This window comes from Streptomyces sp. BYX5S, from assembly GCF_054724165.1.
The window spans coordinates 2,620,296-2,643,458 of record NZ_CM138829.1; the positions used below are offsets into that span (position 1 = coordinate 2,620,296).

At 67.4% G+C, this 23,163-nt stretch carries 13 protein-coding genes and 3 rRNA genes; 8 read left to right on the forward strand and 8 right to left on the reverse strand.

What is annotated here, in order from left to right; all coding sequences use genetic code 11:
- Position 1: 1 nt before the first annotated feature.
- From ACYBSK_RS11935 to ACYBSK_RS11955, 5 genes are all read right to left on the reverse strand, one after another.
- Positions 2-745 carry an MIP/aquaporin family protein gene (locus ACYBSK_RS11935; RefSeq protein WP_460246018.1) on the reverse strand — a complete coding sequence of 248 codons (744 nt, stop codon included), beginning with the start codon at positions 743-745 and terminating at the stop codon, positions 2-4.
- A 315-nt stretch (positions 746-1,060) separates the two neighbouring features.
- A complete protein-coding gene (locus tag ACYBSK_RS11940) occupies positions 1,061-2,710 on the reverse strand; it encodes an EAL domain-containing protein (protein WP_460246019.1) in 1,650 nt (549 codons plus the stop codon).
- Between the two features lie 125 nt (positions 2,711-2,835).
- Positions 2,836-4,026 carry a lipid-transfer protein gene (locus ACYBSK_RS11945; protein WP_460247006.1) on the reverse strand — a complete coding sequence of 397 codons (1,191 nt, stop codon included), beginning with the start codon at positions 4,024-4,026 and terminating at the stop codon, positions 2,836-2,838.
- Positions 4,023-4,481 carry a Zn-ribbon domain-containing OB-fold protein gene (locus ACYBSK_RS11950; RefSeq protein ID WP_457476884.1) on the reverse strand — a complete coding sequence of 153 codons (459 nt, stop codon included), beginning with the start codon at positions 4,479-4,481 and terminating at the stop codon, positions 4,023-4,025. The genes ACYBSK_RS11945 and ACYBSK_RS11950 overlap by 4 nt, the downstream gene beginning before the upstream one ends.
- A gap of 163 nt (positions 4,482-4,644) precedes the next feature.
- Complete coding sequence (locus tag ACYBSK_RS11955; RefSeq protein WP_460246020.1) at positions 4,645-5,454, reverse strand: M15 family metallopeptidase; 810 nt, start codon at positions 5,452-5,454, stop codon at positions 4,645-4,647.
- 71 nt (positions 5,455-5,525) lie between these two features.
- On the opposite strand from ACYBSK_RS11955, the gene ACYBSK_RS11960 reads away from it, so the two are divergent.
- A complete protein-coding gene (locus ACYBSK_RS11960) occupies positions 5,526-6,062 on the forward strand; it encodes an NUDIX domain-containing protein (RefSeq protein WP_460246021.1) in 537 nt (178 codons plus the stop codon).
- A 46-nt stretch (positions 6,063-6,108) separates the two neighbouring features.
- Here the strand turns inward: ACYBSK_RS11960 and ACYBSK_RS11965 are convergent, their stop codons facing one another.
- Positions 6,109-8,469, reverse strand: coding sequence for a glycoside hydrolase family 31 protein (locus ACYBSK_RS11965; RefSeq protein ID WP_460246022.1), 2,361 nt, complete (start codon positions 8,467-8,469; stop codon positions 6,109-6,111).
- Between the two features lie 211 nt (positions 8,470-8,680).
- Here ACYBSK_RS11965 and ACYBSK_RS11970 point away from each other — a divergent pair, with 211 nt between their 5' ends.
- Positions 8,681-10,654, forward strand: coding sequence for an acetoacetate--CoA ligase (locus ACYBSK_RS11970; protein ID WP_460246023.1), 1,974 nt, complete (start codon positions 8,681-8,683; stop codon positions 10,652-10,654).
- 100 nt (positions 10,655-10,754) lie between these two features.
- The gene (locus ACYBSK_RS11975) at positions 10,755-11,657 is read left to right on the forward strand and encodes a hypothetical protein (RefSeq protein WP_460246024.1); all 903 of its coding nucleotides are present in this window, start codon (positions 10,755-10,757) and stop codon (positions 11,655-11,657) included.
- 89 nt (positions 11,658-11,746) lie between these two features.
- Here the strand turns inward: ACYBSK_RS11975 and ptsP are convergent, their stop codons facing one another.
- The gene (ptsP, locus tag ACYBSK_RS11980) at positions 11,747-13,417 is read right to left on the reverse strand and encodes a phosphoenolpyruvate--protein phosphotransferase (RefSeq protein WP_457476890.1); all 1,671 of its coding nucleotides are present in this window, start codon (positions 13,415-13,417) and stop codon (positions 11,747-11,749) included.
- A gap of 74 nt (positions 13,418-13,491) precedes the next feature.
- Positions 13,492-13,941 (reverse strand): PTS sugar transporter subunit IIA, encoded by a 450-nt coding sequence (locus ACYBSK_RS11985; RefSeq protein ID WP_460246025.1) that lies wholly within the window; start codon positions 13,939-13,941, stop codon positions 13,492-13,494.
- A 648-nt stretch (positions 13,942-14,589) separates the two neighbouring features.
- On the opposite strand from ACYBSK_RS11985, the gene ACYBSK_RS11990 reads away from it, so the two are divergent.
- The 5 genes from ACYBSK_RS11990 (at position 14,590) to ACYBSK_RS12010 (ending at position 23,111) form a co-directional block, all read left to right on the forward strand.
- Positions 14,590-16,115 (forward strand): 16S ribosomal RNA (locus ACYBSK_RS11990).
- Between the two features lie 306 nt (positions 16,116-16,421).
- Positions 16,422-19,543: ribosomal RNA gene (locus tag ACYBSK_RS11995) — 23S ribosomal RNA — on the forward strand.
- 88 nt (positions 19,544-19,631) lie between these two features.
- Positions 19,632-19,748 (forward strand): 5S ribosomal RNA (gene rrf, locus ACYBSK_RS12000).
- The 16S, 23S and 5S rRNA genes sit together here, the layout of an rRNA operon.
- A gap of 146 nt (positions 19,749-19,894) precedes the next feature.
- Positions 19,895-20,503, forward strand: coding sequence for a CDP-alcohol phosphatidyltransferase family protein (locus ACYBSK_RS12005; protein ID WP_457476892.1), 609 nt, complete (start codon positions 19,895-19,897; stop codon positions 20,501-20,503).
- A 112-nt stretch (positions 20,504-20,615) separates the two neighbouring features.
- The gene (locus ACYBSK_RS12010) at positions 20,616-23,111 is read left to right on the forward strand and encodes a sugar phosphate nucleotidyltransferase (RefSeq protein ID WP_457476893.1); all 2,496 of its coding nucleotides are present in this window, start codon (positions 20,616-20,618) and stop codon (positions 23,109-23,111) included.
- The last annotated feature ends 52 nt before the right edge of the window (positions 23,112-23,163 follow it).

The following is a 23,163-nucleotide window of genomic DNA, read 5'->3' on the forward strand; positions in this document are numbered from 1 at the left end:
TTCAGAACGCTGCGTTGTACACGAGCCCCGCCAGCAGTCCGCCGACGAGCGGCCCGACGACCGGCACGAGCGCGTAACCCCAGTCGGACGTCCCCTTGTTGGGGATCGGCAGGAACTGGTGCACGATGCGCGGCCCCAGGTCGCGCGCGGGGTTGATCGCGTAGCCCGTCGGCCCGCCCAGGGACAGGCCGATGCCGACCACGAGCAGCGCCACGACCAGCACCTGGGTGCCGGATTCGCCGAGCCCCTTGGTGAGGCCGAACGCGAGGATCGGCAGGACCAGGCACATCGTCGCGATGACCTCGGTGATCAGGTTCGCGACCACGTTCCGGATCTCGGGAATCGTCGAGAAGATGCCGAGCGTGGGCGTCGGCCCGTCCTCCACCGCCTGGTCGCCCGAGCCGACATTGGCGTTGAACTGCGCGAGATACACCAGGTAGGCGAGGACGGCGCCCAGCATCGCGCCGACCATCTGGCCGAGGATGTAGACCCAGACCTTGTCCCACTTGCCGGTGTCGACGGCGATGCCGATGGTGACCGCGGGGTTCAGGTGGCCGCCCGACAGCGGTGCGGCCGTGTACGCGCCGGCCAGCACGCCGAAGCCCCAGCCGAACGCGATGACGACCCATCCGGAGGCCTTCGCCTTGGAGTGTTTCAGGGTGACGGCGGCGCAGACTCCCGCGCCGAGAAGGATCAGGATGGCGGTGCCGATGACCTCACCGATGAAGATGTCTCCGTTGCTCATGGCGGCTCCTAGGCCCTCGCCCGGGGGCAGTGCTCCCCGGTCCTCCGTGCAGGGTGCGTTTCCCATGGCTGGTGCTGAACTGCGGCAGCCGGAGGCAGGGGAGTACAGCGCCCCGCCCGGCGTCCGTGACGAGCGTGCCCGCGCAGCCGGAACCACGCGTGGGGGAGCGACCCCGACCTGCCACATCCCGGCAGGCGAGCAGTCCAGGGGCAGGTACGACCCCGAGCAGCGGTGGGCCGATGTGCGGCGATGCCGACTGACACCCGGAAGTGTTCACCGGCCGTACTGGAGCGTCAAGGTCGCGGACGGCAACGGTTAACCGGCGGTGGACGCTCCCCTGCGCGGGGGCGCGGAGGCCGCAGTACGTGCCCCACGGCGCACGTCGAAGCCCTCGCGCCCCGCCTGCCCGCACACCCAACTCGCCCCGGTGAGCGCCTTCGCCGCCTTCTTGAGAGGTGCCAGCAGTGCGGCTGCCTGCCGGTGGTCCGGCACGCTGCCCGGCGGACACACGACGGTGGCCAGCGACAGCGTCACCGGCCTGCCGCCGGCCGACCAGGGGGCGTCGAGCACCTCGGCCGCCAACGGACCGAGCCGCTCCGGATCGGCCAGGACCAGGAAGTCGTCGCCCCCGATGTGCCCCACCCGCACGGCCTCCGACTCCGTACGCGCGAGGACCCGCCCCACCGAACGGATCAACTCGTCACCGGCCGCGAACCCCGCTCCGTCGTTGACCTGCTTGAACCCGTCGATGTCCAGCCAGCTCAGGGCGAAGCCACGGCCCTGTGCCACCCAGCGGTCCAACTCGCCGGTCACGGCGTCCGAACCCGGCAGCCGCGTCAGCGGATTGAGCCCGGCGGCCTCCTCGACCCGGCTCTCCGCGAGCGCCCGTACGAGATCGGTGAGGCGTACGACGCCCACGCAGCGCCCCGCGTCGTCCACCACGGCGACGTCGTCGGCGGTACGGGCGTGCTCGCCGTCCGCCACCACGTCGAGGACCTCCCAGGCGGTCGCAGTGACGCCCACCGTGCGCGGCCGGTCGCCGAGCCGCGCGGCGGGCCGGTCGGCGTACAGCGCATGCCCGTAGCGCGTGGACAGCGACAGCAGGAAGCGGTCCCGCTGCACCGATCGCACCGGTACCCCCGCGGCGTCCACGAGCAGCACACCGGACACTTCGGCGGCTCCGGTCAGCAGCCGCCGCACCTGCTCGGCGGACGCCGACTGCGGAAGCAGCGCCGCGGGCCGAACGAAGTCCCGCACCGACGGCCCGGTCGCCCGCAACGCGGTGCTGCTCGGCGGCAGTTCGGGCACGTACACGTCGGAGATCGGCAACCGGGCCGCGGGCGCGAACAGGTCGCCCTGCGCCAACTGCGCCCCGGCGTCCCTGGCCGCGGCGCACTGGCCCTCGGTCTCCACGCCCTCGACGGCGAGCAGCGCGCCGATCTCCTCGCACAGCGTCCGCATGGCCCGCACCGTCGCCCCGCGCGACAGCAGCGAGGCGTCGAGCTTGATCAGGTCGGGCGCCATGTCGTCGAGCAGCCGCAGCGGTACGTCGCCGTCTCCCACGCCGTCCGCGCAGACCCGGAAGCCCTCCTTGCGCAGCACGTCGATGCCCTCCAGGAGCGCGCGGTGCGGCACGTGCGTGAACGGCGGCCCCACGTCGACGGTCACCTCCCACGGCAGCCGGCCCACGTCCTGCACGGCGCGGCGCAGCGCGTCCAGACCGCCCAGGTCGGCGAGCGTGCCCGCGAACACGTTCACGTGCAGCGGCAGCAGCGTCTCCCGACGCGCGGCGTCCCGGACTGCCAGAGCCGCGAGATCGCCGTCGAGATCGGGCTCGCGATGGGCCCTCGCGAGGACATCGCCCGACTCGGGGCGGGCGAGTATCTCCAGGGCCGCCGCCGAACCCGTGGCCAGGTTGACCACGGGCTGGAAGGCGAAGCGGAGGCTGTCCGACCAGATGCGCACGGCAGCATGATGGCGCCGCACGACCACCACCAGGCCCGATTCACACGCTGTTCACGCAGCATTCCCGCACGGCCACGCAGCGTACGCGCGGGGCGCGCTGCGCCCTGCGGTCGGCTCACGGCGCTTCAGCGCACCGCCACGACCGACGAACCGTGCCCGAAAAGCCCCTGGTTGGCCGTGATCCCGACCCGGGCCCCGGACACCTGCCGCTCGCCCGCGGCGCCGCGCAGCTGCCACGTCAGCTCGCAGACCTGGGCGATCGCCTGCGCCGGAACCGCCTCCCCGAAGGACGCGAGCCCGCCGCTGCTGTTCACCGGTATGCGGCCCCCGGGCGCGGTCACGCCCTCGCGCAGCAGCTTGGCGCCCTCGCCCTCGCCGCACAGCCCCAGGTCCTCGTACCACTGCAACTCCAGGGCCGTGGACAGGTCGTACACCTCCGCCAAGGACACGTCCTCGGGGCCGATCCCCGCCTCCTCGTAGGCGGCGTGAGCGATCGAGGCCCGGAACGCGGGACCTTCGGGCTCCACTCCGGCGGCCGAGTCCGTGGCGATGTCCGGCAGGTCGAGCACGGTGTTCGGATACGTCGGGGTCACCGTCGACACGGCGCGTATGCGCACGGCGTCCGCGGCGCCGTGACGCCGCGCGAACTCCATGCTGGACAGCACCAGCGCCGCACCGCCGTCCGACGTGGCGCAGATGTCGAGCAGGCGCAGCGGATCGGCGACCACGGCGGAGGCGGCGACCTCCTCGGCCGTCACCCTCTTGCGGTAGCGCGCGTTCGGATTCAACGCGCCGGACGCCGCGTTCTTCACCTTGACCTGGGCGAAGTCCTCGAGCGTGTCCCCGTGCACCGCCATCCGCCGGCGCGCGTACAGACCGAAGTACGTCGGGTTGGTCGCCCCGAGCGCGCGGAAGCGCAGCCAGTCGGGGTCGTCCGGGCGGTCGCCGCCCGCGGGCTTGAAGAACCCCTTGGGCGCCGCGTCGGCCCCCACCACGAGCACTGCATCCGCGAGCCCCGCGAGGATCTGCGCCCGCGCCGTGTTGATCGCCTGCGCCCCCGACGCGCAGGCCGCGTACACGCTGGCCACGCGCGCACCCTGCCACCCGAGGGCCTTCGCGAACGTCGCCCCCGCCACGTAGCCGGGATAGCCGCCGCGCACGGTGTCGGCGCCGACGATCGAGCCCACGTCGCGCCAGTCGACCCCGGCATCGGCCAGCGCGGCCCGCGCCGCCGCCACCCCGTACTCGACGAAGCCGCGACCCCACTTGCCCCACGGGTGCATGCCCGCGCCCAGAACCGCCACGTCCCCCGTCATGCCGCCACCCCCGTCGGCCGCCAGTGCCACGTCGTCCACGCCGTCCCGGACTCGTCGTCCCCCTCCTCGTTCAGCACGCCCGGTACGACCTCCACCTCCATGCCGACCGCGAGATCGGCCACGGACACCCCCGGAGCCCCCTGGCCGAGCACCACCAATCGCTCGGCTGCAAGCTCCACAGCGATCAACGCGTAGGGCTCCCACGGAAGTTCCCGGTCCGACACATACGGTTCCGGTGGCCGGTACCGGGCGTCCGTGTACGACCACACGCGCCCCCGCCGCGACAACGGCAGCTCGACCAGCTCGCCGCCCGCGCACGCGGGATTGCGGCACGCGTTGTCCTCGCGGGGGAAGAACACCGAGGCACACGCGGAGCAGCGCGTCCCCAGCAGGCGGAACTCGTCCCCCTCTCCGGCGAACCAGTCGGCCACGACAGGTGTACGCGTACGCGCCACAGCGCCTCCCCGGGCAGTGGATCTGACGGAACGTCAGAAGTGTGCCACGGGAAACCGAATGACATCAGGGGTCCCGCAGAACCGTCCGCGCCCTACCGGCGTCCGTGTATCGATGAGGGCGTGACCGGAAACCACGGGGGTGCTTCCGGTCACGCCCTCCGTGTCACCGACCCGTGAGGGAGCGCCTGGACACGGGGAAGTCGAAGTAGGTGTCCGGGTAGAGCTCGGGCTTGAACGTGTAGTGCCACCACTCTTCCGGCAGATTGACGAAGCCCTGCGCACCGAGCGCGTCGCGCAACAGGTCCCGGTTGGCGCGCTGTGCGCCCTTGATGCGCGGATCGTCCGTGTGGGCGAGCGTGTCGAAGCAGTCGAACCCCGTGCCCATGTCCAGCGAGTTGTCCGGGAAGCGCTCCGCCTGAGGGCCGTAGCAGGGCGTCAGCTCCTCACCCGGCACATAGGGGCGCGTGGGCCTGGCAGGCAGCTTCACCACGGTCAGATCGACCGTGGAGCCGCGACTGTGACCCGACTTCTCCGCGATGTAACCGTCCGCGAACAGGCGGGCCTTGTCGACGCGCGGATAGAACTCCGCTTTCATCCTCTGATCGCCGAGGTCCTCCGCCCAGCGGACGAAGTGGTCGACGGCCCGCTGCGGCCGGTAACAGTCGTACACCTTCAGGGAGTAGCCCTCCCTCAGAAGACCGACCTGTGCTGCGTGGAGAGCCCGCGCGGCCGGTCTCGTGAGGATGCACATCGGCTTCTTGTAGCCGTCGATCGGCTCACCCACGAAGTCGTGCTCCGTGTAGTAGCGCATCTCCTGGATGATCGTGGGATCGACGTCGTGGAGGGCCACGAAATCCTTGGGCGCCTTCGGATCGGGTGCCGCGTGCGCCGCCGACGGGGCGGCCGCGACACCGAGCAGCGCGGCGGCGGTCAGGACGGCGAGTTTCCGCAGAGCGGTGGAGGCTCGAGTCATGGATCAGCGTCTATCAGCATCCGGGCCGGTCGGGGAAGACCGGCACATGGTGATCGGATACAGTCCGCGCCGTGTCCGCATCAACCCACCCCACGCTCAACCCCGTTCCGGATTCCCACTGTTCGACCTGTGGAGCCGCCTACGGGGCAGAAGTGCACGGCTGGCCCCGCACCTGCCGAGCCTGCGACTCCGTCGCCTACCGCAACCCGCTCCCCGTGGCCGTCGCCCTGCAACCCGTGTACGACACGGGGGGCACGGCCCTCGTCGCGATCACCCGGACCATCGCCCCCGCGCGCGGGGAGCCCGCGCTGCCCGGAGGCTTCATCGACGACCGGGAGGACTGGCGGCGGGCCGTGGTCCGCGAACTCCAGGAGGAGACCGGCATCGTCGCCCCGGCACGCGACGTCCGGCTCGTGGACGCCATGAGCGCCCCGGACGGCCACCTCCTGCTCTTCGGCCTGCTGCCCGAACGCCCCGCCGGCTTCCTGCCCGCCAGCGCCCCCACCGACGAGACCGACGGCTGGCACCTCCTGCGCCGCCCGACCGAACTCGCCTTCCCGCTCCACACATTGGCGGTGAAGGCCTGGTTCGAGGGCCGCTACCTGTAGGCCCCGGGCCGGTGAGCGCGCCATGACCCCGATGCCCGGGGCGCGCTCACAGGCCGCGCATGCGCACCGGGTACGGCGGCTGCACCGGACCGTCGTCCCGGTCCGCCTCCACGACCGGACGCCCCTGGCTCCAGCGCACCCGGAACCGCTCGAACTCCGGCTCCTCCCATCCGTCCCCGGCATCCGGTGCCAGCAGGCCACCGCCCGTGCGCGCGGGAGCCGGCGCCCACGCCTCCAACGCGACACCTCCGTCCGGCTCGCGCACCGGAATCACCGACCCGCCCCGCGCGAGGACCGGAATGCGCGACAAAGGCGCCGCCACCGTGACCTGTCCGGGCCCTTCGAAGGCGGCACCGGTCGCCGTGTCGTACCAACGCCCCGGCGGCAGTCGCACGGTGCGGCGCTCGACACCCTGCTCCAGGACGGGCGCCACCAACAGACAGTCGCCCAACAAGAAGGCGTCCCCGCAGTCCCGCAACGCCCGGTCCTCAGGAAAGCCCCACCACACAGGGCGCACATAAGGAGCCCCCGTACGCCGGGCCAGATGAGCGAGGGTCATGAAGTACGGAAGAAGGCGACGCCGCTCCTGCAACGCCACGCGCGCGTGGCCGAGCGTCTCCTCGCCGAACCCCCAGGGCTCGTGCCGCCCCGCGCGCACGGCCGAGTGCGTACGGAACAGCGGCACATAGGCGCCCAGTTGCATCCGGCGCACGAACAACTCCGCCGACCCGTGCGCGTCGAAGCCGCCCACATCAGTGCCCGCGTACGGCACCCCGCACAGCCCGAGGCCCACCACCAGCGAGAGCGAGGCGCGCAGGCCCTCCCACCCGGCGGCCACATCACCGGACCACGAACCCCCGTACCGCTGCAGGCCCACCCACCCCGACCGCGAGAACAGGAACGGCCGCTCCCGCGGCCGCAGTTCCCGCAGCCCCTCGTAACCGGCCCGCGCCATGCACAGCGCATAGACGTTGTGCGCCTCCCGATGGTCCCCGCCGCGGCCCTCCACCGCGTGCCGGGACGAGCGGGGGAGCGGCGGCCCGACGAACGGGGAGCACGACACCGGCTCCCGCACGCCATGCAAGAAGCCCGAGAAACCCTGCGCCAAGCGCTCCTCGTACAGGCCGCCCCACCACTTGCGCACCCGCTCCGCGGTGAAGTCCGGATACATCGCCTCACCGGGCCGCAGGACCCCGCGCACGGGCCGCCCCGCCGCATCCCGCACGAAGGCGTCTATCGCCCGCCCACCGTCGTACAGGGCGTCGCCCTCCCGCGCCCTGACCGCCGGATCGACGAGCGACACCAGCCGCACACCTTCGCCGCGCAACCGCTCGGCCAACCGGGGGAGTGAAGCAAACCGCGCACCGTCGTCGACGGCGAAGTCCTGGCGCGCCGCGAAGTGACCGACGTCCAGATGCACGGCCTCCAACGGCCACGCACGCTCCTGGTGCTCGGCCACGACACCCCGCACCTCCTGCTCGCTCCCGAAGCCCCGACGCGCGTGCTGGTGCCCCAGCGCCCACCCCGGGGGCACGGCCGGAGCACCGGTCAACTGGGACCAGACGTGCAGCACGCGCGCGGGCGTGCCCACCACCACCCAACAGCGCAACGGGCCGCCCTCCATGCGCAGCTCCGACGCCCCGGCACAGTCGTGCCCGGAACCAGCCCCCTCGTGGCCCTCCCGGAGACGCACCGTGCCGTCCCAGGTGTTGTCGTGGAACACAAGATGCGTCCCGGCGTCCGCCACCACCATCTGCACCGGCATCGTCAGCGAGGCCGGATCGCCCTCAGGACCCGCCGAGCCACCCGGATCCGTGTTCCACAGCCGGTACGTCGCGTCACGCAGCCGCGGGCCCGACACACGTCCTCCCAGGCCGAAGAAGCGCGCGTCGGCGGACACCTCGCTGCGCTGCGCCCAGCACGCCTCACCGCCGCCCTCGGACTCCCACCACCGGGGCGGCAGATCACGCCGCAGCAGCACCCCGCCCGGCGTACGCACCTCCAGGGCGCCGTACCGGGAGACCACGACGGTCACCCGCTCGGACACCACCCGCCAGCCGCCGTCCTTGTCCGGCTCCAGCACCGCGCGCGGGTCCGCCTCCGGGCAGACCCCCGCGAGCGCGTAGGAGGGCTCCGGCTCGGCACCGTCCCACCCCCAGAAGAGAGCACCGCTCACCGTGACCGTGATGCGCAGCCGGGACCGCGTGAACCGCACCAGACCGCCACCCGGCTCGGGGGTCGCACCGACCACTGAGCCGGGGACCCGGGCCCGCACCGGCCCCCGCCGGGCCGGCCCCGCAGCGTCCGCACGACGGTGCCGCCACGAAGCCCGGACGGCACGCAGGCCTTGGGCCGACCCCACCGAAGAGACCGACTTCGCCAAGCGCACCAGGTCACGACCATCCATGCTGCTCACCCTGCCACCGACACGCACGCGTGCGTGCCGCGTTCAACTGCCGTTCACCCGTGGTGCCAGCACATCTTCGCGAGGCCGACTATGTGGGGTACACCCTGGTGCCGAAGTCGATCACGTGGCATCGTCCTGTGAGCCGCGTCAGGCGCACACTCCGCCGTGCGCGCCGAGGACGCACACGCCGCGTACTTCCTGGAGCCGCATGATGTCCACCGCGAACCCGTCACCGCTCTGGCAGCCCGACCGGCAGCAGATCGCCGACGCCCAGATCACACGGTTCCAGGCCTGGGCGGCCGAGCGGCACGGCGCACCCGCCGACGGTGGCTACGAGGCACTGCACCGCTGGTCGGTGACCGAACTCGAAGCCTTCTGGAAGGCCGTCACCGAGTGGTTCGACGTGCGCTTCACGCACCCCTACGCGCGCGTGCTCGGCAGCCGCGCCATGCCGGGCGCCGAATGGTTCCCCGGAGCGACACTCAACTACGCCGAGCACGCCCTGCGCGCCGCGGAGGACCCCGCGCGCGCGGGCACCCCCGCGATCCTCCACGTCGACGAGAGCCACGAACCCCGCCCCGTCACCTGGTCCGAGCTGCGCCGTCAGGTCGGCTCCCTGGCCGCGGAACTGCGCGCCCTCGGCGTCCGCCCCGGCGACCGCGTCAGCGGCTACCTGCCCAACATCCCCGAGGCCGTCGCCGCCCTCCTCGCCACGGCCGCCGTCGGAGCCGTCTGGACCTCCTGCGCACCCGACTTCGGCGCACGCAGCGTCCTGGACCGCTTCCAGCAGGTCGAGCCCGTCGTCCTGTTCACCGTCGACGGCTACCGCTACGGCGGCAAGGAGCACGACCGCCGCGACACCGTCCAGGAACTCCGCGACGAACTGCCCTCCCTGCGCGCGGTGGTGCACATCCCGCTCCTGGGCACCCAGGCCCCCGACGGCGCCCTGGAATGGTCGGCGCTCACCGCGGCCGACGTCACGCCCGTCTACGAGGAGGTGCCCTTCGACCATCCCCTGTGGGTGCTGTACTCCTCGGGCACCACGGGACTGCCGAAGGCCATCGTGCAGTCCCAGGGCGGCATCCTCGTCGAACACCTCAAACAGCTCGGCCTGCACTGCGACCTCGGCCCGGACGACCGCTTCTTCTGGTACACGTCCACGGGCTGGATGATGTGGAACTTCCTCGCCTCCGGCCTGCTCACCGGCACGACGATCGTCACCTACGACGGCAGCCCCGGATACCCAGAGACCGGCGCCCAGTGGGCGATCGCCGAGCGCACCGGCGCAACCCTCTTCGGCACCTCGGCGGCGTACGTCATGGCCTGCCGCAAGGCCGACGTGCACCCCGCCCGCGACCACGACCTCTCCCGCGTCAAATGCGTCGCCACCACGGGCTCCCCGCTCCCGCCGGACGGATTCCGCTGGCTCCACGACGAAGTGCGCGACGACCTGTGGATCGCCTCCGTCAGCGGTGGCACCGACGTCTGCTCCTGCTTCGCCGGAGCCGTGCCCACCCTCCCCGTGCACATCGGCGAACTCCAGGCCCCCGCACTCGGCACGGACCTCCAGGCATGGGACCCCGCGGGTGAACCGCTCACCGACGAGGTCGGCGAACTCGTGGTCACCAACCCCATGCCGTCCATGCCGATCCGCTTCTGGAACGACCCCGACGGCAGCCGCTACCACGACAGCTACTTCGACACCTACCCCGGAGTCTGGCGCCACGGGGACTGGATCACCCTGACCTCGCGCGGCTCCGTCGTCATCCACGGCCGTTCCGACTCCACCCTCAACCGCCAGGGCGTCCGGATGGGCTCGGCCGACATCTACGAAGCCGTGGAGCGCCTCCCCGAGATCCGCGAGTCACTCGTCATCGGCCTGGAACAGCCCGACGGCGGCTACTGGATGCCCCTCTTCGTGCACCTCGCACCGGGCGCGGCACTCGACGACGCGCTCCGCTCCCGCATCAAGCAGGTCATCCGCGAACAGCTCTCCCCGCGCCACGTCCCCGACGAGATCATCGAAGCCCCCGGCGTCCCGCACACCCTCACCGGCAAGCGGATCGAGGTTCCCGTGAAGCGCCTGCTCCAGGGAACCCCGCTGGAGAAGGCGGTCAACCCCGGCTCCATCGACAACCTCGAACTCCTCAAGTTCTACGAGGAGATCGCCCGCAAACGAGGCTGACCGACCGGCAGCGTCCGGCCGGCGCCATCACCGAACGTGGCGTTGTCAGTGCCCCCGATTACTCTGAGTGAGCATCGATCGAATGCACTCAGGGGGAATCATGGGACACACGCACAACGGCCGGACGACCAGCATGCGGCAAGCCCTGCGCCGCGAAGTGGCGGGCACCATCGGCCTGCTGGCCGACGAGCAGGACTTCGCGGCGATGCGGCACTACCGCAGCTTCACCTTCGACGACCACACGACCTACCTGCGCCAGGTGGAAGCCCTGCTCAAGACCCTGGCCGCGGCCGGGAGCCACACCACGGTCACCCTCTTCGACCCGGACGAGTTCGCCGAATTCTGCCGGGCGGAGGGCATGGACCCCGACGACCCGACCAGCCGCTCCCGCTTCACCGCGGAACTCGCCGCGACCGGACCCGGGATCGCCTACGAAGGACAGCCCCTCGACGACCTCGTCCCCGTGCTGGTCGAAGAAGCCGTCCGCCAGGCGACATGGGAGTACGCCACATCCGTCCTGTCCCGAAAAGGGCCCTGCGCCACGTGCGGACAGGACATCGGGCGTATGGCCTTCTCCAGGGCCTCGCACCTGGTCGCCCGGGTGATCGACGCGATCGGCAAAGGCGCCCACCACTGGGTCTGCAGCGTGCTCACCGACAAGGAGTCCCTGCACGCCGTACTCCACATCGACGCCGACGAACCCGGAACGGTGAAGGTCGACGAGTCCGCGGCCATGGAGGTCAGCGCCGTCCTGGCTCTGGCGATCGTCACCAGGCGCGCCTGCGCGGTCATCGTGCGCAGCGCGGTCGCAGGACAGGAGGACCGCGTCTACGGCTGGCACGTGAAGGAGGAAGGGCTCCGGCCGATCCCCGCCGGACGGGTCTTCGACGCCTACTGCACCGACGCCGACTCCGGCGAGCTCTCCGCTCCGGAACCCGGCGTGGACTACTGCACCGCACCAGAAGTGGACGACACCAGGCCGGAAGGGAGGCATCTCCACTGACGCCTGCCCGCAACTGACTCCCGCGAGCAAGCGCGAAGGGCGCCCCGCCCAAAGGCGGAGCGCCCTCCGAAAGCACCGATCGCGCTCGGCTACTCGCCGGACAGCACGGCCTGCGCGGCGTTGCGCGCCTCCTCGGCCGACTCGGCGGCACGCGCCGCGGCGGCAGCGCGCTCGCACTGGGCGAGCGTGTACTTGGCGAGCGTCGCCCGCACGTACGGAATCGAAGCGGCACCCATGGAAAGGGAGGTGACACCGAGACCGGTCAGCACGCACGCGAGCAGCGGGTCGGACGCGGCCTCACCGCAGACGCCACAGCTCTTGCCCTCGGCCTTCGCCGCCTCGGCGGACAGCGAGACCAGGTCGAGCAGCGCGGGCTGCCACGGGTCCTGAAGACGCGACACCGCGCCCACCTGACGGTCCGCGGCGAACGTGTACTGAGCCAGGTCGTTGGTGCCGAGCGACAGGAACTCGACCTCCTGCAACACCGACCGGGCACGCAGCGCGGCGGAGGGGATCTCCACCATCGCGCCGAACTTCGCCTGCAGACCGGCCTCACGGCAGGCGTCCGCGAATGCCTTGGCGTCGGCTCGGTCGGCCACCATCGGCGCCATGACCTCGAGGTAGACGGGAAGCCCTTCCGAGGCCTTCGCCAGCGCGGTCAACTGCGTCCGCAGCACCTCCGGGTGGTCGAGCAGCGACCGCAGGCCTCGCACGCCCAGAGCCGGGTTGGGCTCATCGCCGGGCGTCAGGAAGTCCAGGGGCTTGTCGGCGCCCGCGTCGAGGACACGCACCACGACACGGCCCTCGGGGAAGGCCTCGAGCACCTGCCGGTAGGCCTCGACCTGCTTCTCCTCGGACGGAGCCTTCTTGCTGTCGTCCAGGAAGAGGAACTCCGTGCGGAAGAGACCGACACCCTCGGCACCCGCCTCGACAGCGGCGGGCACGTCCGCCGGGCCGCCGATGTTGGCGAGCAGGGGCACCTTGTGGCCGTCGGACGTGGCACCGGGACCGGTCGCGGCGTTGAGCGCCGCCTTGCGCTCGGCAGCCGCGGCCTCCATGGCGGAACGCTTCTCCGCACTGGGGTCCACGAAGATCTCACCGGTGCTGCCGTCGACGGCGACCACGGTGCCTTCGGCGAGCTCACCGGCGCCGGGAAGCGCCACCACAGCCGGCACGCCCAGGGCGCGGGCCAGGATCGCGCTGTGGCTGGTCGGCCCGCCCTCCTCGGTGATGAAGCCGAGCACGAGCGCGGGGTCGAGCAGCGCGGTGTCCGCGGGCGCGAGATCGCGGGCGATCAGCACGTACGGCTTGTCGCTGTCCGGCACGCCGGGCATCGGCACGCCCAGGAGCCGGGCCACGATGCGGTTGCGCACGTCGTCGAGGTCCGCGACACGTCCCGCCATGTACTCGCCGGCACCGGCCAGCAGCTCGCGATAGTGCGAGAACGCGTCGTAGATCCCGCGCTCGGCCGTGCTCCCGACGGCGATACGCCGGTCGACATCGGCGATCAGCTCAGGGTCCTGAGCGATCATGGCCTGAGCCTCGAGCACGGCCTGGGCCTCGCCACCGGCAAGATTGCCGCGCGCCATCAGGTCGGCCGCGACAGCTTCGACGGCCTGGCGGGCGCGCCCCTGCTCGCGCTCGGCCTCCTCCGCCGGAATCTGCTTGGCCGGCGGCTCCAGAACCGCCGTTCCCATGTGCCGAACCTCGCCGATCGCCACACCGTGGCTCACGCCGACGCCTCGCAGCGTTGTCTCCATCTCACCGTCTCCGATAGTGCGGCGGGTGCAGCCGCCGCGTTGGTTGTCCTGCAGACCGTCAGTGACGGAGCGTGTCACTGCCAGCCGAAGAGCGCGTCGCCGGCCTTGAGCTCCCCGCTCTCGACGACGTCGGAGAGGGACTCGGCCGTGGCCTCGAGGGCGACGACCGGGCAGATCGGCGACTTGCCGGCGGCCTCGACGGCGGCCGGGTCCCAACGGACCACGGACTGCCCGCGCTGCACGGTGTCGCCCTTGTTGACGAGAAGCTCGAAGCCCTCGCCGTTGAGCTGGACGGTGTCGATACCCAGGTGCGTCAGCACGCCGTGGCCCTGGTCGTCGACGACGACAAAGGCGTGCGGGTGCAGGGACACCACGATGCCGTCGACGGGGGCGACCGCGTCGGACGCCTCGCGCGCGGGGTCAATGGCAGTTCCGGGGCCGACCATCGCACCGGAGAACACCGGGTCAGGAACGGCGGAGAGCCCGATGGCGCGTCCGGCGAGCGGGGACGTCACACTGGTCATGGCAAGCCTCCCAGGGGGCGGAGATTCAGGATGGCCGTCACTGCCTGTCCTGGACGGCGCACTGTTCAGAAGCGTAAGTCATAAAAAGTCCCGGTTCCCTACGAGAGGTCCCGGTTGGCGGACGTAGAGGCCGCAGGCAAACGATTTGCGTCGTAGCTCGGGCCGGATGTACTGTCGTACCCCTGCCTGACGGTGAGGCGACGCCAACGAGCGTCCATCACCTCGGCGGCATCTATCAAGTCCTAGAAGCAATGCGATCCGTATTTCTGCATGCCTGCAGATGTGTGGAGAGCGGGCCGAAAAAAGACTGATAGAGTTTGATCTCGCCGAAGAGGAACGCGAAAGCGGTAATTCAGAGGCAGTGTGAAACCGAGAAAATCGACCGGTTAAACGGTCTGATAGAGTCGGAAACGCACAACAGCAAGACCGAAGGGAAGCGCCCGGAGGAAAGCCCGAGAGGGTGAGTACAAAGGAAGCGTCCGTTCCTTGAGAACTCAACAGCGTGCCAAAAATCAACGCCAGATATGTTGATACCCCGTCTCTCTGAGACGAGGTTCCTTTGTAAAACACAGCGAGGACGCTGTGAACGGTCGGATTATTCCTCCGACTGTTCCGCTCTCGTGGTGTCACCCCGATTACGGGGAAACATTCACGGAGAGTTTGATCCTGGCTCAGGACGAACGCTGGCGGCGTGCTTAACACATGCAAGTCGAACGATGAAGCCCTTCGGGGTGGATTAGTGGCGAACGGGTGAGTAACACGTGGGCAATCTGCCCTTCACTCTGGGACAAGCCTTGGAAACGAGGTCTAATACCGGATAACACTCTCCTCCTCCTGGGGGTGGGTTAAAAGCTCCGGCGGTGAAGGATGAGCCCGCGGCCTATCAGCTTGTTGGTGAGGTAATGGCTCACCAAGGCGACGACGGGTAGCCGGCCTGAGAGGGCGACCGGCCACACTGGGACTGAGACACGGCCCAGACTCCTACGGGAGGCAGCAGTGGGGAATATTGCACAATGGGCGAAAGCCTGATGCAGCGACGCCGCGTGAGGGATGACGGCCTTCGGGTTGTAAACCTCTTTCAGCAGGGAAGAAGCGAAAGTGACGGTACCTGCAGAAGAAGCGCCGGCTAACTACGTGCCAGCAGCCGCGGTAATACGTAGGGCGCAAGCGTTGTCCGGAATTATTGGGCGTAAAGAGCTCGTAGGCGGCTTGTCACGTCGATTGTGAAAGCTCGGGGCTTAACCCCGAGTCTGCAGTCGATACGGGCTAGCTAGAGTGTGGTAGGGGAGATCGGAATTCCTGGTGTAGCGGTGAAATGCGCAGATATCAGGAGGAACACCGGTGGCGAAGGCGGATCTCTGGGCCATTACTGACGCTGAGGAGCGAAAGCGTGGGGAGCGAACAGGATTAGATACCCTGGTAGTCCACGCCGTAAACGGTGGGCACTAGGTGTGGGCAACATTCCACGTTGTCCGCGCCGCAGCTAACGCATTAAGTGCCCCGCCTGGGGAGTACGGCCGCAAGGCTAAAACTCAAAGGAATTGACGGGGGCCCGCACAAGCAGCGGAGCATGTGGCTTAATTCGACGCAACGCGAAGAACCTTACCAAGGCTTGACATACACCGGAAACGTCCAGAGATGGGCGCCCCCTTGTGGTCGGTGTACAGGTGGTGCATGGCTGTCGTCAGCTCGTGTCGTGAGATGTTGGGTTAAGTCCCGCAACGAGCGCAACCCTTGTTCTGTGTTGCCAGCATGCCCTTCGGGGTGATGGGGACTCACAGGAGACCGCCGGGGTCAACTCGGAGGAAGGTGGGGACGACGTCAAGTCATCATGCCCCTTATGTCTTGGGCTGCACACGTGCTACAATGGCCGATACAATGAGCTGCGATACCGCAAGGTGGAGCGAATCTCAAAAAGTCGGTCTCAGTTCGGATTGGGGTCTGCAACTCGACCCCATGAAGTTGGAGTTGCTAGTAATCGCAGATCAGCATTGCTGCGGTGAATACGTTCCCGGGCCTTGTACACACCGCCCGTCACGTCACGAAAGTCGGTAACACCCGAAGCCGGTGGCCCAACCCCTTGTGGGAGGGAGCTGTCGAAGGTGGGACCGGCGATTGGGACGAAGTCGTAACAAGGTAGCCGTACCGGAAGGTGCGGCTGGATCACCTCCTTTCTAAGGAGCACTTCTAAGCCAAGCTTGCTTGGTTCAGAGGCCACTACGTCGGCAAATGTTCGACGGTGGTTGCTCATGGGTGGAACGTTGATTATTCGGCACACTTGACCTGCTCTGGTCGCGAGTACTGCTTCGGCGTGGAAAGCGAGATGGAGGGGCGAGGGTGTCGGGCACGCTGTTGGGTGTCTGAGGGCACGGGCTTGTCCCGATCCTCGATGCCGGCCCCAGTGCACTCGAACCGGAAGGTTCGGGGTGATGGGTGGTTGGTCGTTGTTTGAGAACTGCACAGTGGACGCGAGCATCTGTGGCCAAGTTTTTAAGGGCGCACGGTGGATGCCTTGGCACCAGGAACCGATGAAGGACGTGGGAGGCCACGATAGTCCCCGGGGAGTCGTCAACCAGGCTTTGATCCGGGGGTTTCCGAATGGGGAAACCCGGCAGTCGTCATGGGCTGTCACCCGCTGCTGAATATATAGGCAGTGTGGAGGGAACGCGGGGAAGTGAAACATCTCAGTACCCGCAGGAAGAGAAAACAACCGTGATTCCGGGAGTAGTGGCGAGCGAAACTGGATGAGGCCAAACCGTATACGTGTGAGACCCGGCAGGGGTTGCGTGTGCGGGGTTGTGGGATCTCTCTTCCATCGTCTGCCGGCGATGGGACGAGTAAGAAACCGTTGATGTAGGCGAAGGACATGCGAAAGGTCCGGCGTAGAGGGTAAGACCCCCGTAGCTGAAACGTCAGCGGCTCGTTTGAGAGACACCCAAGTAGCACGGGGCCCGAGAAATCCTGTGTGAATCTGGCGGGACCACCCGTTAAGCCTAAATATTCCCTGGTGACCGATAGCGGATAGTACCGTGAGGGAATGGTGAAAAGTACCGCGGGAGCGGAGTGAAATAGTACCTGAAACCGTGTGCCTACAAGCCGTGGGAGCGTCGGAACCAAGCTTGCTTGGTTCTCGTGACTGCGTGCCTTTTGAAGAATGAGCCTGCGAGTTTGCGGTGTGTTGCGAGGTTAACCCGTGTGGGGAAGCCGTAGCGAAAGCGAGTCCGAATAGGGCGGTATAGTAGCGCGCTCAAGACCCGAAGCGGAGTGATCTAGCCATGGGCAGGTTGAAGCGGAGGTAAGACTTCGTGGAGGACCGAACCCACCAGGGTTGAAAACCTGGGGGATGACCTGTGGTTAGGGGTGAAAGGCCAATCAAACTCCGTGATAGCTGGTTCTCCCCGAAATGCATTTAGGTGCAGCGTCGTGTGTTTCTTGCCGGAGGTAGAGCACTGGATAGGCGATGGGCCCTACCGGGTTACTGACCTTAGCCAAACTCCGAATGCCGGTAAGTGAGAGCGCGGCAGTGAGACTGTGGGGGATAAGCTCCATGGTCGAGAGGGAAACAGCCCAGAGCATCGACTAAGGCCCCTAAGCGTACGCTAAGTGGGAAAGGATGTGGAGTCGCAGAGACAACCAGGAGGTTGGCTTAGAAGCAGCCACCCTTGAAAGAGTGCGTAATAGCTCACTGGTCAAGTGATTCCGCGCCGACAATGTAGCGGGGCTCAAGCGTACCGCCGAAGTCGTGTCATTGCAGCAATACTCCCAACGGAGGCTGTGATGGGTAGGGGAGCGTCGTGTGCCGGGTGAAGCAGCACCGGAAGGTAGTTGTGGACGGTTCACGAGTGAGAATGCAGGCATGAGTAGCGATTCACACGTGAGAAACGTGTGCGCCGATTGACTAAGGGTTCCTGGGTCAAGCTGATCTGCCCAGGGTAAGTCGGGACCTAAGGCGAGGCCGACAGGCGTAGTCGATGGATAACCGGTTGATATTCCGGTACCCGCTGTGACGCGAAAGACATCGAATCCAGTGATGCTAAGGCCGTGAAACCGCCGTCCTCGTCTTTGACGTGGTTCGGAGTGGTGGAGCCGCCGGCCCAAGCTGGTAGTAGGTGAGCGATGGGGTGACGCAGGAAGGTAGTCCAGCCCGGGCGGTGGTTGTCCCGGGGTAAGGGTGTAGGGCGCTGTCTAGGTAAATCCGGACAGCTTGTGCCTGAGACCTGATGCCGAGCCGATTGTGGTGAAGTGGATGATCCTATGCTGTCGAGAAAAGCCTCTAGCGAGTTTCATGGCGGCCCGTACCCTAAACCGACTCAGGTGGTCAGGTAGAGAATACCGAGGCGTTCGGGTGAACTATGGTTAAGGAACTCGGCAAAATGCCCCCGTAACTTCGGGAGAAGGGGGGCCACGTCTGGTGATGAGTCTTGCACTCTGAGCTGGGGGTGGCCGCAGAGACCAGCGAGAAGCGACTGTTTACTAAAAACACAGGTCCGTGCGAAGCCGTAAGGCGATGTATACGGACTGACGCCTGCCCGGTGCTGGAACGTTAAGGGGACCGGTTAGTCACATTTCGGTGTGGCGAAGCTGAGAACTTAAGCGCCAGTAAACGGCGGTGGTAACTATAACCATCCTAAGGTAGCGAAATTCCTTGTCGGGTAAGTTCCGACCTGCACGAATGGCGTAACGACTTCTCGACTGTCTCAACCATAGGCCCGGTGAAATTGCACTACGAGTAAAGATGCTCGTTTCGCGCAGAAGGACGGAAAGACCCCGGGACCTTTACTACAGTTTGATATTGGTGTTCGGTTCGGCTTGTGTAGGATAGGTGGGAGACTGTGAAGCGGCCACGCCAGTGGTTGTGGAGTCGTCGTTGAAATACCACTCTGGTCGTGCTGGATGTCTAACCTGGGTCCGTGATCCGGATCAGGGACAGTGTCTGATGGGTAGTTTAACTGGGGCGGTTGCCTCCCAAAGGGTAACGGAGGCGCCCAAAGGTTCCCTCAGCCTGGTTGGTAATCAGGTGTTGAGTGTAAGTGCACAAGGGAGCTTGACTGTGAGACCGACGGGTCGAGCAGGGACGAAAGTCGGGACTAGTGATCCGGCGGTGGCTTGTGGAAGCGCCGTCGCTCAACGGATAAAAGGTACCCCGGGGATAACAGGCTGATCTTCCCCAAGAGTCCATATCGACGGGATGGTTTGGCACCTCGATGTCGGCTCGTCGCATCCTGGGGCTGGAGTCGGTCCCAAGGGTTGGGCTGTTCGCCCATTAAAGCGGTACGCGAGCTGGGTTTAGAACGTCGTGAGACAGTTCGGTCCCTATCCTCTGTGCGCGCAGGAATATTGAGAAGGGCTGTCCCTAGTACGAGAGGACCGGGACGGACGAACCTCTGGTGTGCCAGTTGTTCTGCCAAGGGCATGGCTGGTTGGCTACGTTCGGGAGGGATAACCGCTGAAAGCATCTAAGCGGGAAGCCTGCTTCGAGATGAGTATTCCCACCCACTTGATGGGGTAAGGCTCCCAGTAGACGACTGGGTTGATAGGCCAGATCTGGAAGCCCGGTAACGGGTGGAGGTGACTGGTACTAATAGGCCGAGGGCTTGTCCTCAGTTGCTCGCGTCCACTGTGTTGGTTCTGAAACCACGAACAACCGTCGTAGTCATGGGCCACGACTCCGGTTGTCAGTTTCATAGTGTTTCGGTGGTCATAGCGTGAGGGAAACGCCCGGTTACATTCCGAACCCGGAAGCTAAGCCTCACAGCGCCGATGGTACTGCAGGGGGGACCCTGTGGGAGAGTAGGACGCCGCCGAACTATTTTTAGATGGGAAAGCCCGGACCGGGATACGGTCCGGGCTTTTCTGCGTTGTGGCGGTACACCGCCCCCCTCGCTCTCGCCGGCTGACACGGAGGGTAAAGTCAGGGGGCATCGTTGGTTCGTTCCCCACAGGAGGCCCCCGGGTGGAGGTCCAGGAGACCCGTGTTCAGACGGACAGGGTCCTCACCATCCCGAACATCCTCAGCATGGCGCGTCTCGTCGGCGTGCCCCTCTTCCTGTGGCTCATCCTGCGCCCTGAGTTCGGGGGCCCCAAGAGTGACGGCTGGGCGCTGCTCGTGCTCGCTCTGAGCGGCGTCAGCGACTATCTCGACGGCAAGCTCGCGCGGCGCTGGAATCAGATCAGCAGCCTCGGTCGACTTCTCGATCCGGCTGCTGACCGGCTCTATATTTTGTCCACCTTGGTCGGTTTGACCTGGCGCGACATCCTGCCCATCTGGTTGACCGCCGTACTTTTGGCGCGCGAACTGGTTCTTCTGGTGATGGTGGGGATCCTCAGGCGACACGGCTATCCGCCGCCGCAGGTGAACTTCCTCGGGAAGGCTGCCACCTTCAACCTGATGTACGCGTTCCCCTTGCTGCTGCTCAGCGACGGAACGGGGTGGATCCACGAACTCGCTGCTATTTTCGGATGGGCGTTCGCTGGATGGGGTACGACTCTGTATTGGTGGGCAGGGATCCTGTACGTGGTTCAGGTCCGCCGCCTTGTCAAGGCGGACTCCATGGCCGATTGAGCTCGCCAATACGTCTTGGCAGAGGCCGGGCGGCCCGCCGTGACAACAGCGGGCCATTCCGGACGGGCGAAGTCGGCTAGACCGTCGTCTCTTCAAGGAGGACGCTTCCGACATGAAGGCCGTCGTGATGGCCGGAGGCGAAGGCACACGCCTTCGCCCCATGACCTCAAGTATGCCCAAGCCGCTCCTGCCGGTGGCCAACCGGCCGATCATGGAGCATGTGCTCAGGCTGCTCAAGCGGCATGGGCTCAGCGAGACCGTAGTCACCGTGCAGTTCTTGGCGTCACTCGTCAAGAACTACTTCGGGGACGGCGAAGAGTTGGGCATGGAACTCACCTATGCCAATGAGGAGAAGCCACTCGGCACTGCCGGCAGCGTGAAGAACGCTGAGGAAGCGCTGAAGGACGATTCTTTCCTCGTGATCTCCGGTGACGCCCTCACCGATTTCGACCTCACCGAGCTCATCGAATTCCACAAGGAAAAAGGCGCGCTCGTCACCGTCTGTCTGACGCGCGTGCCCAATCCGCTGGAATTCGGTATCACCATCGTCGACGAGGAAGGAAAGGTCGAGCGCTTCCTGGAGAAGCCGACCTGGGGGCAGGTCTTCTCGGACACGGTGAACACGGGCATCTATGTGATGGAGCCCGAAGTCTTCGACTACGTCGAGGCCGATGTACCGGTCGACTGGTCCGGTGATGTCTTCCCGCAGCTGATGAAGGAAGGCAAGCCCATCTACGGCTATGTCGCCGAGGGCTACTGGGAGGACGTCGGCACGCACGAGAGCTATGTGAAGGCCCAGGCCGACGTGCTCGAAGGCAAGGTCGACGTCGAGCTCGACGGATTCGAGATCTCGCCCGGCGTATGGGTGGCCGAGGGCGCCGAGGTGCACCCGGACGCCGTGCTCCGCGGGCCGCTCTACATCGGTGACTACGCCAAGGTCGAAGCGGACGTCGAGATCCGCGAGCACACGGTCGTCGGTTCGAACGTCGTCGTGAAGAGCGGGGCGTTCCTGCACAAGTCCGTGGTGCACGACAACGTCTACATCGGCCAGCACTGCAATCTGCGGGGCTGTGTCGTAGGCAAGAACACCGACATCATGCGGGCCGCGCGGATCGAGGACGGCGCCGTCATCGGCGACGAGTGCCTGGTCGGTGAGGAATCGATTGTCCAGGGCAACGTACGGGTCTATCCGTTCAAGACCGTCGAGGCCGGTGCCTTCGTCAATACGTCGGTGATCTGGGAGTCCCGTGGGCAGGCGCATCTGTTCGGGGCCAGGGGTGTCTCCGGGATCCTGAACGTCGAGATCACGCCGGAGCTGGCGGTGCGGCTCGCGGGAGCGTACGCGACGACGCTGAAGAAGGGGTCGACCGTCACGACCGCGCGTGACCACTCCCGTGGTGCGCGCGCGCTCAAGCGGGCCGTGATCTCCGCCTTGCAGGCCAGCGCCATCGACGTACGGGACCTGGAGAACGTGCCGCTGCCCGTGGCGCGGCAGCAGACGGCGCGCGGCAGTGCCGGTGGAATCATGATCCGTACGACGCCCGGGGTTCCGGACTCCGTCGACATCATGTTCTTCGACGAGCGCGGAGCCGACCTTTCGCAGGGCAGTCAGCGGAAGCTGGACCGGGTGTACGCGCGGCAGGAGTACCGCAGGGCGTTCCCCGGGGAGATCGGTGACCTGCACTTCCCGTCGAGTGTCTTCGACTCGTACACGGGGTCCCTGCTGCGGAACGTCGATACGACGGGGATCGCCGAGGCAGGGCTGAAGGTGGTCGTCGACGCGTCGAACGGCAGTGCCGGCCTTGTGCTGCCCAGTCTTCTCGGGCGGCTCGGTGTCGACTCGCTGACCATCAACCCCGGACTCGACGAGTCGCGGCCCACGGAGACCGCGGACACCCGCAGGTCCGGGCTCGTACGGCTCGGGGAGATCGTCGCCTCGGCGCGGGCCGCGTTCGGGGTGCGGTTCGACCCGGTCGGGGAGCGGCTGTCGCTCGTCGACGAGAAGGGACGGATCGTCGAGGACGACCGGGCACTGCTCGTCATGCTCGACCTGGTGGCCGCGGAGCGGCGGAGCGGGCGGGTCGCGCTGCCCGTGACGACGACGCGTATCGCCGAGCAGGTCGCCGCGTACCACGGGACGCAGGTCGAGTGGACGACGACGTCGCCCGACGATCTGACGCGGGTCGGGCGCGAGGACGGGACCATCTTCGGCGGCGACGGGCGGGCCGGGTTCATCATTCCCGAGTTCAGCAGCGTGTTCGACGGCGCCGCGGCCTTCGTGCGGCTCATCGGGCTCGTCGCCCGTACGCAGTTGACCCTCAGCCAGATCGACGCGCGGATCCCGCGGGCGCACGTCCTCAAGCGCGATCTGGCGACGCCGTGGGCCGTCAAGGGCCTCGTCATGCGCCGCGTCGTGGAGGCGGCCGGCGAGCGGTCCGTGGACACCACCGACGGTGTGCGGGTCGTGGAGGCCGACGGGCGGTGGGTGATGGTGCTGCCCGACCCGGCCGAGGCGGTCACCCATCTGTGGGCCGAGGGCCCGGACGACGCGTCCGCCCAGCAGCTGCTCGACGAGTGGTCGGCCGTCGTGGACAGCGCCGGTCGCTGACCCGGATCCCCGCCGCTCGACGTCCATTTCGGGCGTCGGGCGGCGAGGCCGT

Coding starts and splice junctions, on each gene's coding strand:
- ACYBSK_RS11935 (WP_460246018.1), bottom strand. CDS start 745: ATGAGCAACGGAGACATCTTCATCGGTGAGGTCATCGGCACCGCCATC.
- ACYBSK_RS11945 (WP_460247006.1), bottom strand. CDS start 4,026: ATGACGGGGGACGTGGCGGTTCTGGGCGCGGGCATGCACCCGTGGGGC.
- ACYBSK_RS11955 (WP_460246020.1), bottom strand. CDS start 5,454: ATGACTCGAGCCTCCACCGCTCTGCGGAAACTCGCCGTCCTGACCGCC.
- ACYBSK_RS11965 (WP_460246022.1), bottom strand. CDS start 8,469: ATGGATGGTCGTGACCTGGTGCGCTTGGCGAAGTCGGTCTCTTCGGTG.
- ACYBSK_RS11970 (WP_460246023.1), top strand. CDS start 8,681: ATGTCCACCGCGAACCCGTCACCGCTCTGGCAGCCCGACCGGCAGCAG.
- ACYBSK_RS11975 (WP_460246024.1), top strand. CDS start 10,755: ATGGGACACACGCACAACGGCCGGACGACCAGCATGCGGCAAGCCCTG.
- ptsP (WP_457476890.1), bottom strand. CDS start 13,417: ATGGAGACAACGCTGCGAGGCGTCGGCGTGAGCCACGGTGTGGCGATC.
- ACYBSK_RS11985 (WP_460246025.1), bottom strand. CDS start 13,941: ATGACCAGTGTGACGTCCCCGCTCGCCGGACGCGCCATCGGGCTCTCC.
- ACYBSK_RS12010 (WP_457476893.1), top strand. CDS start 20,616: ATGAAGGCCGTCGTGATGGCCGGAGGCGAAGGCACACGCCTTCGCCCC.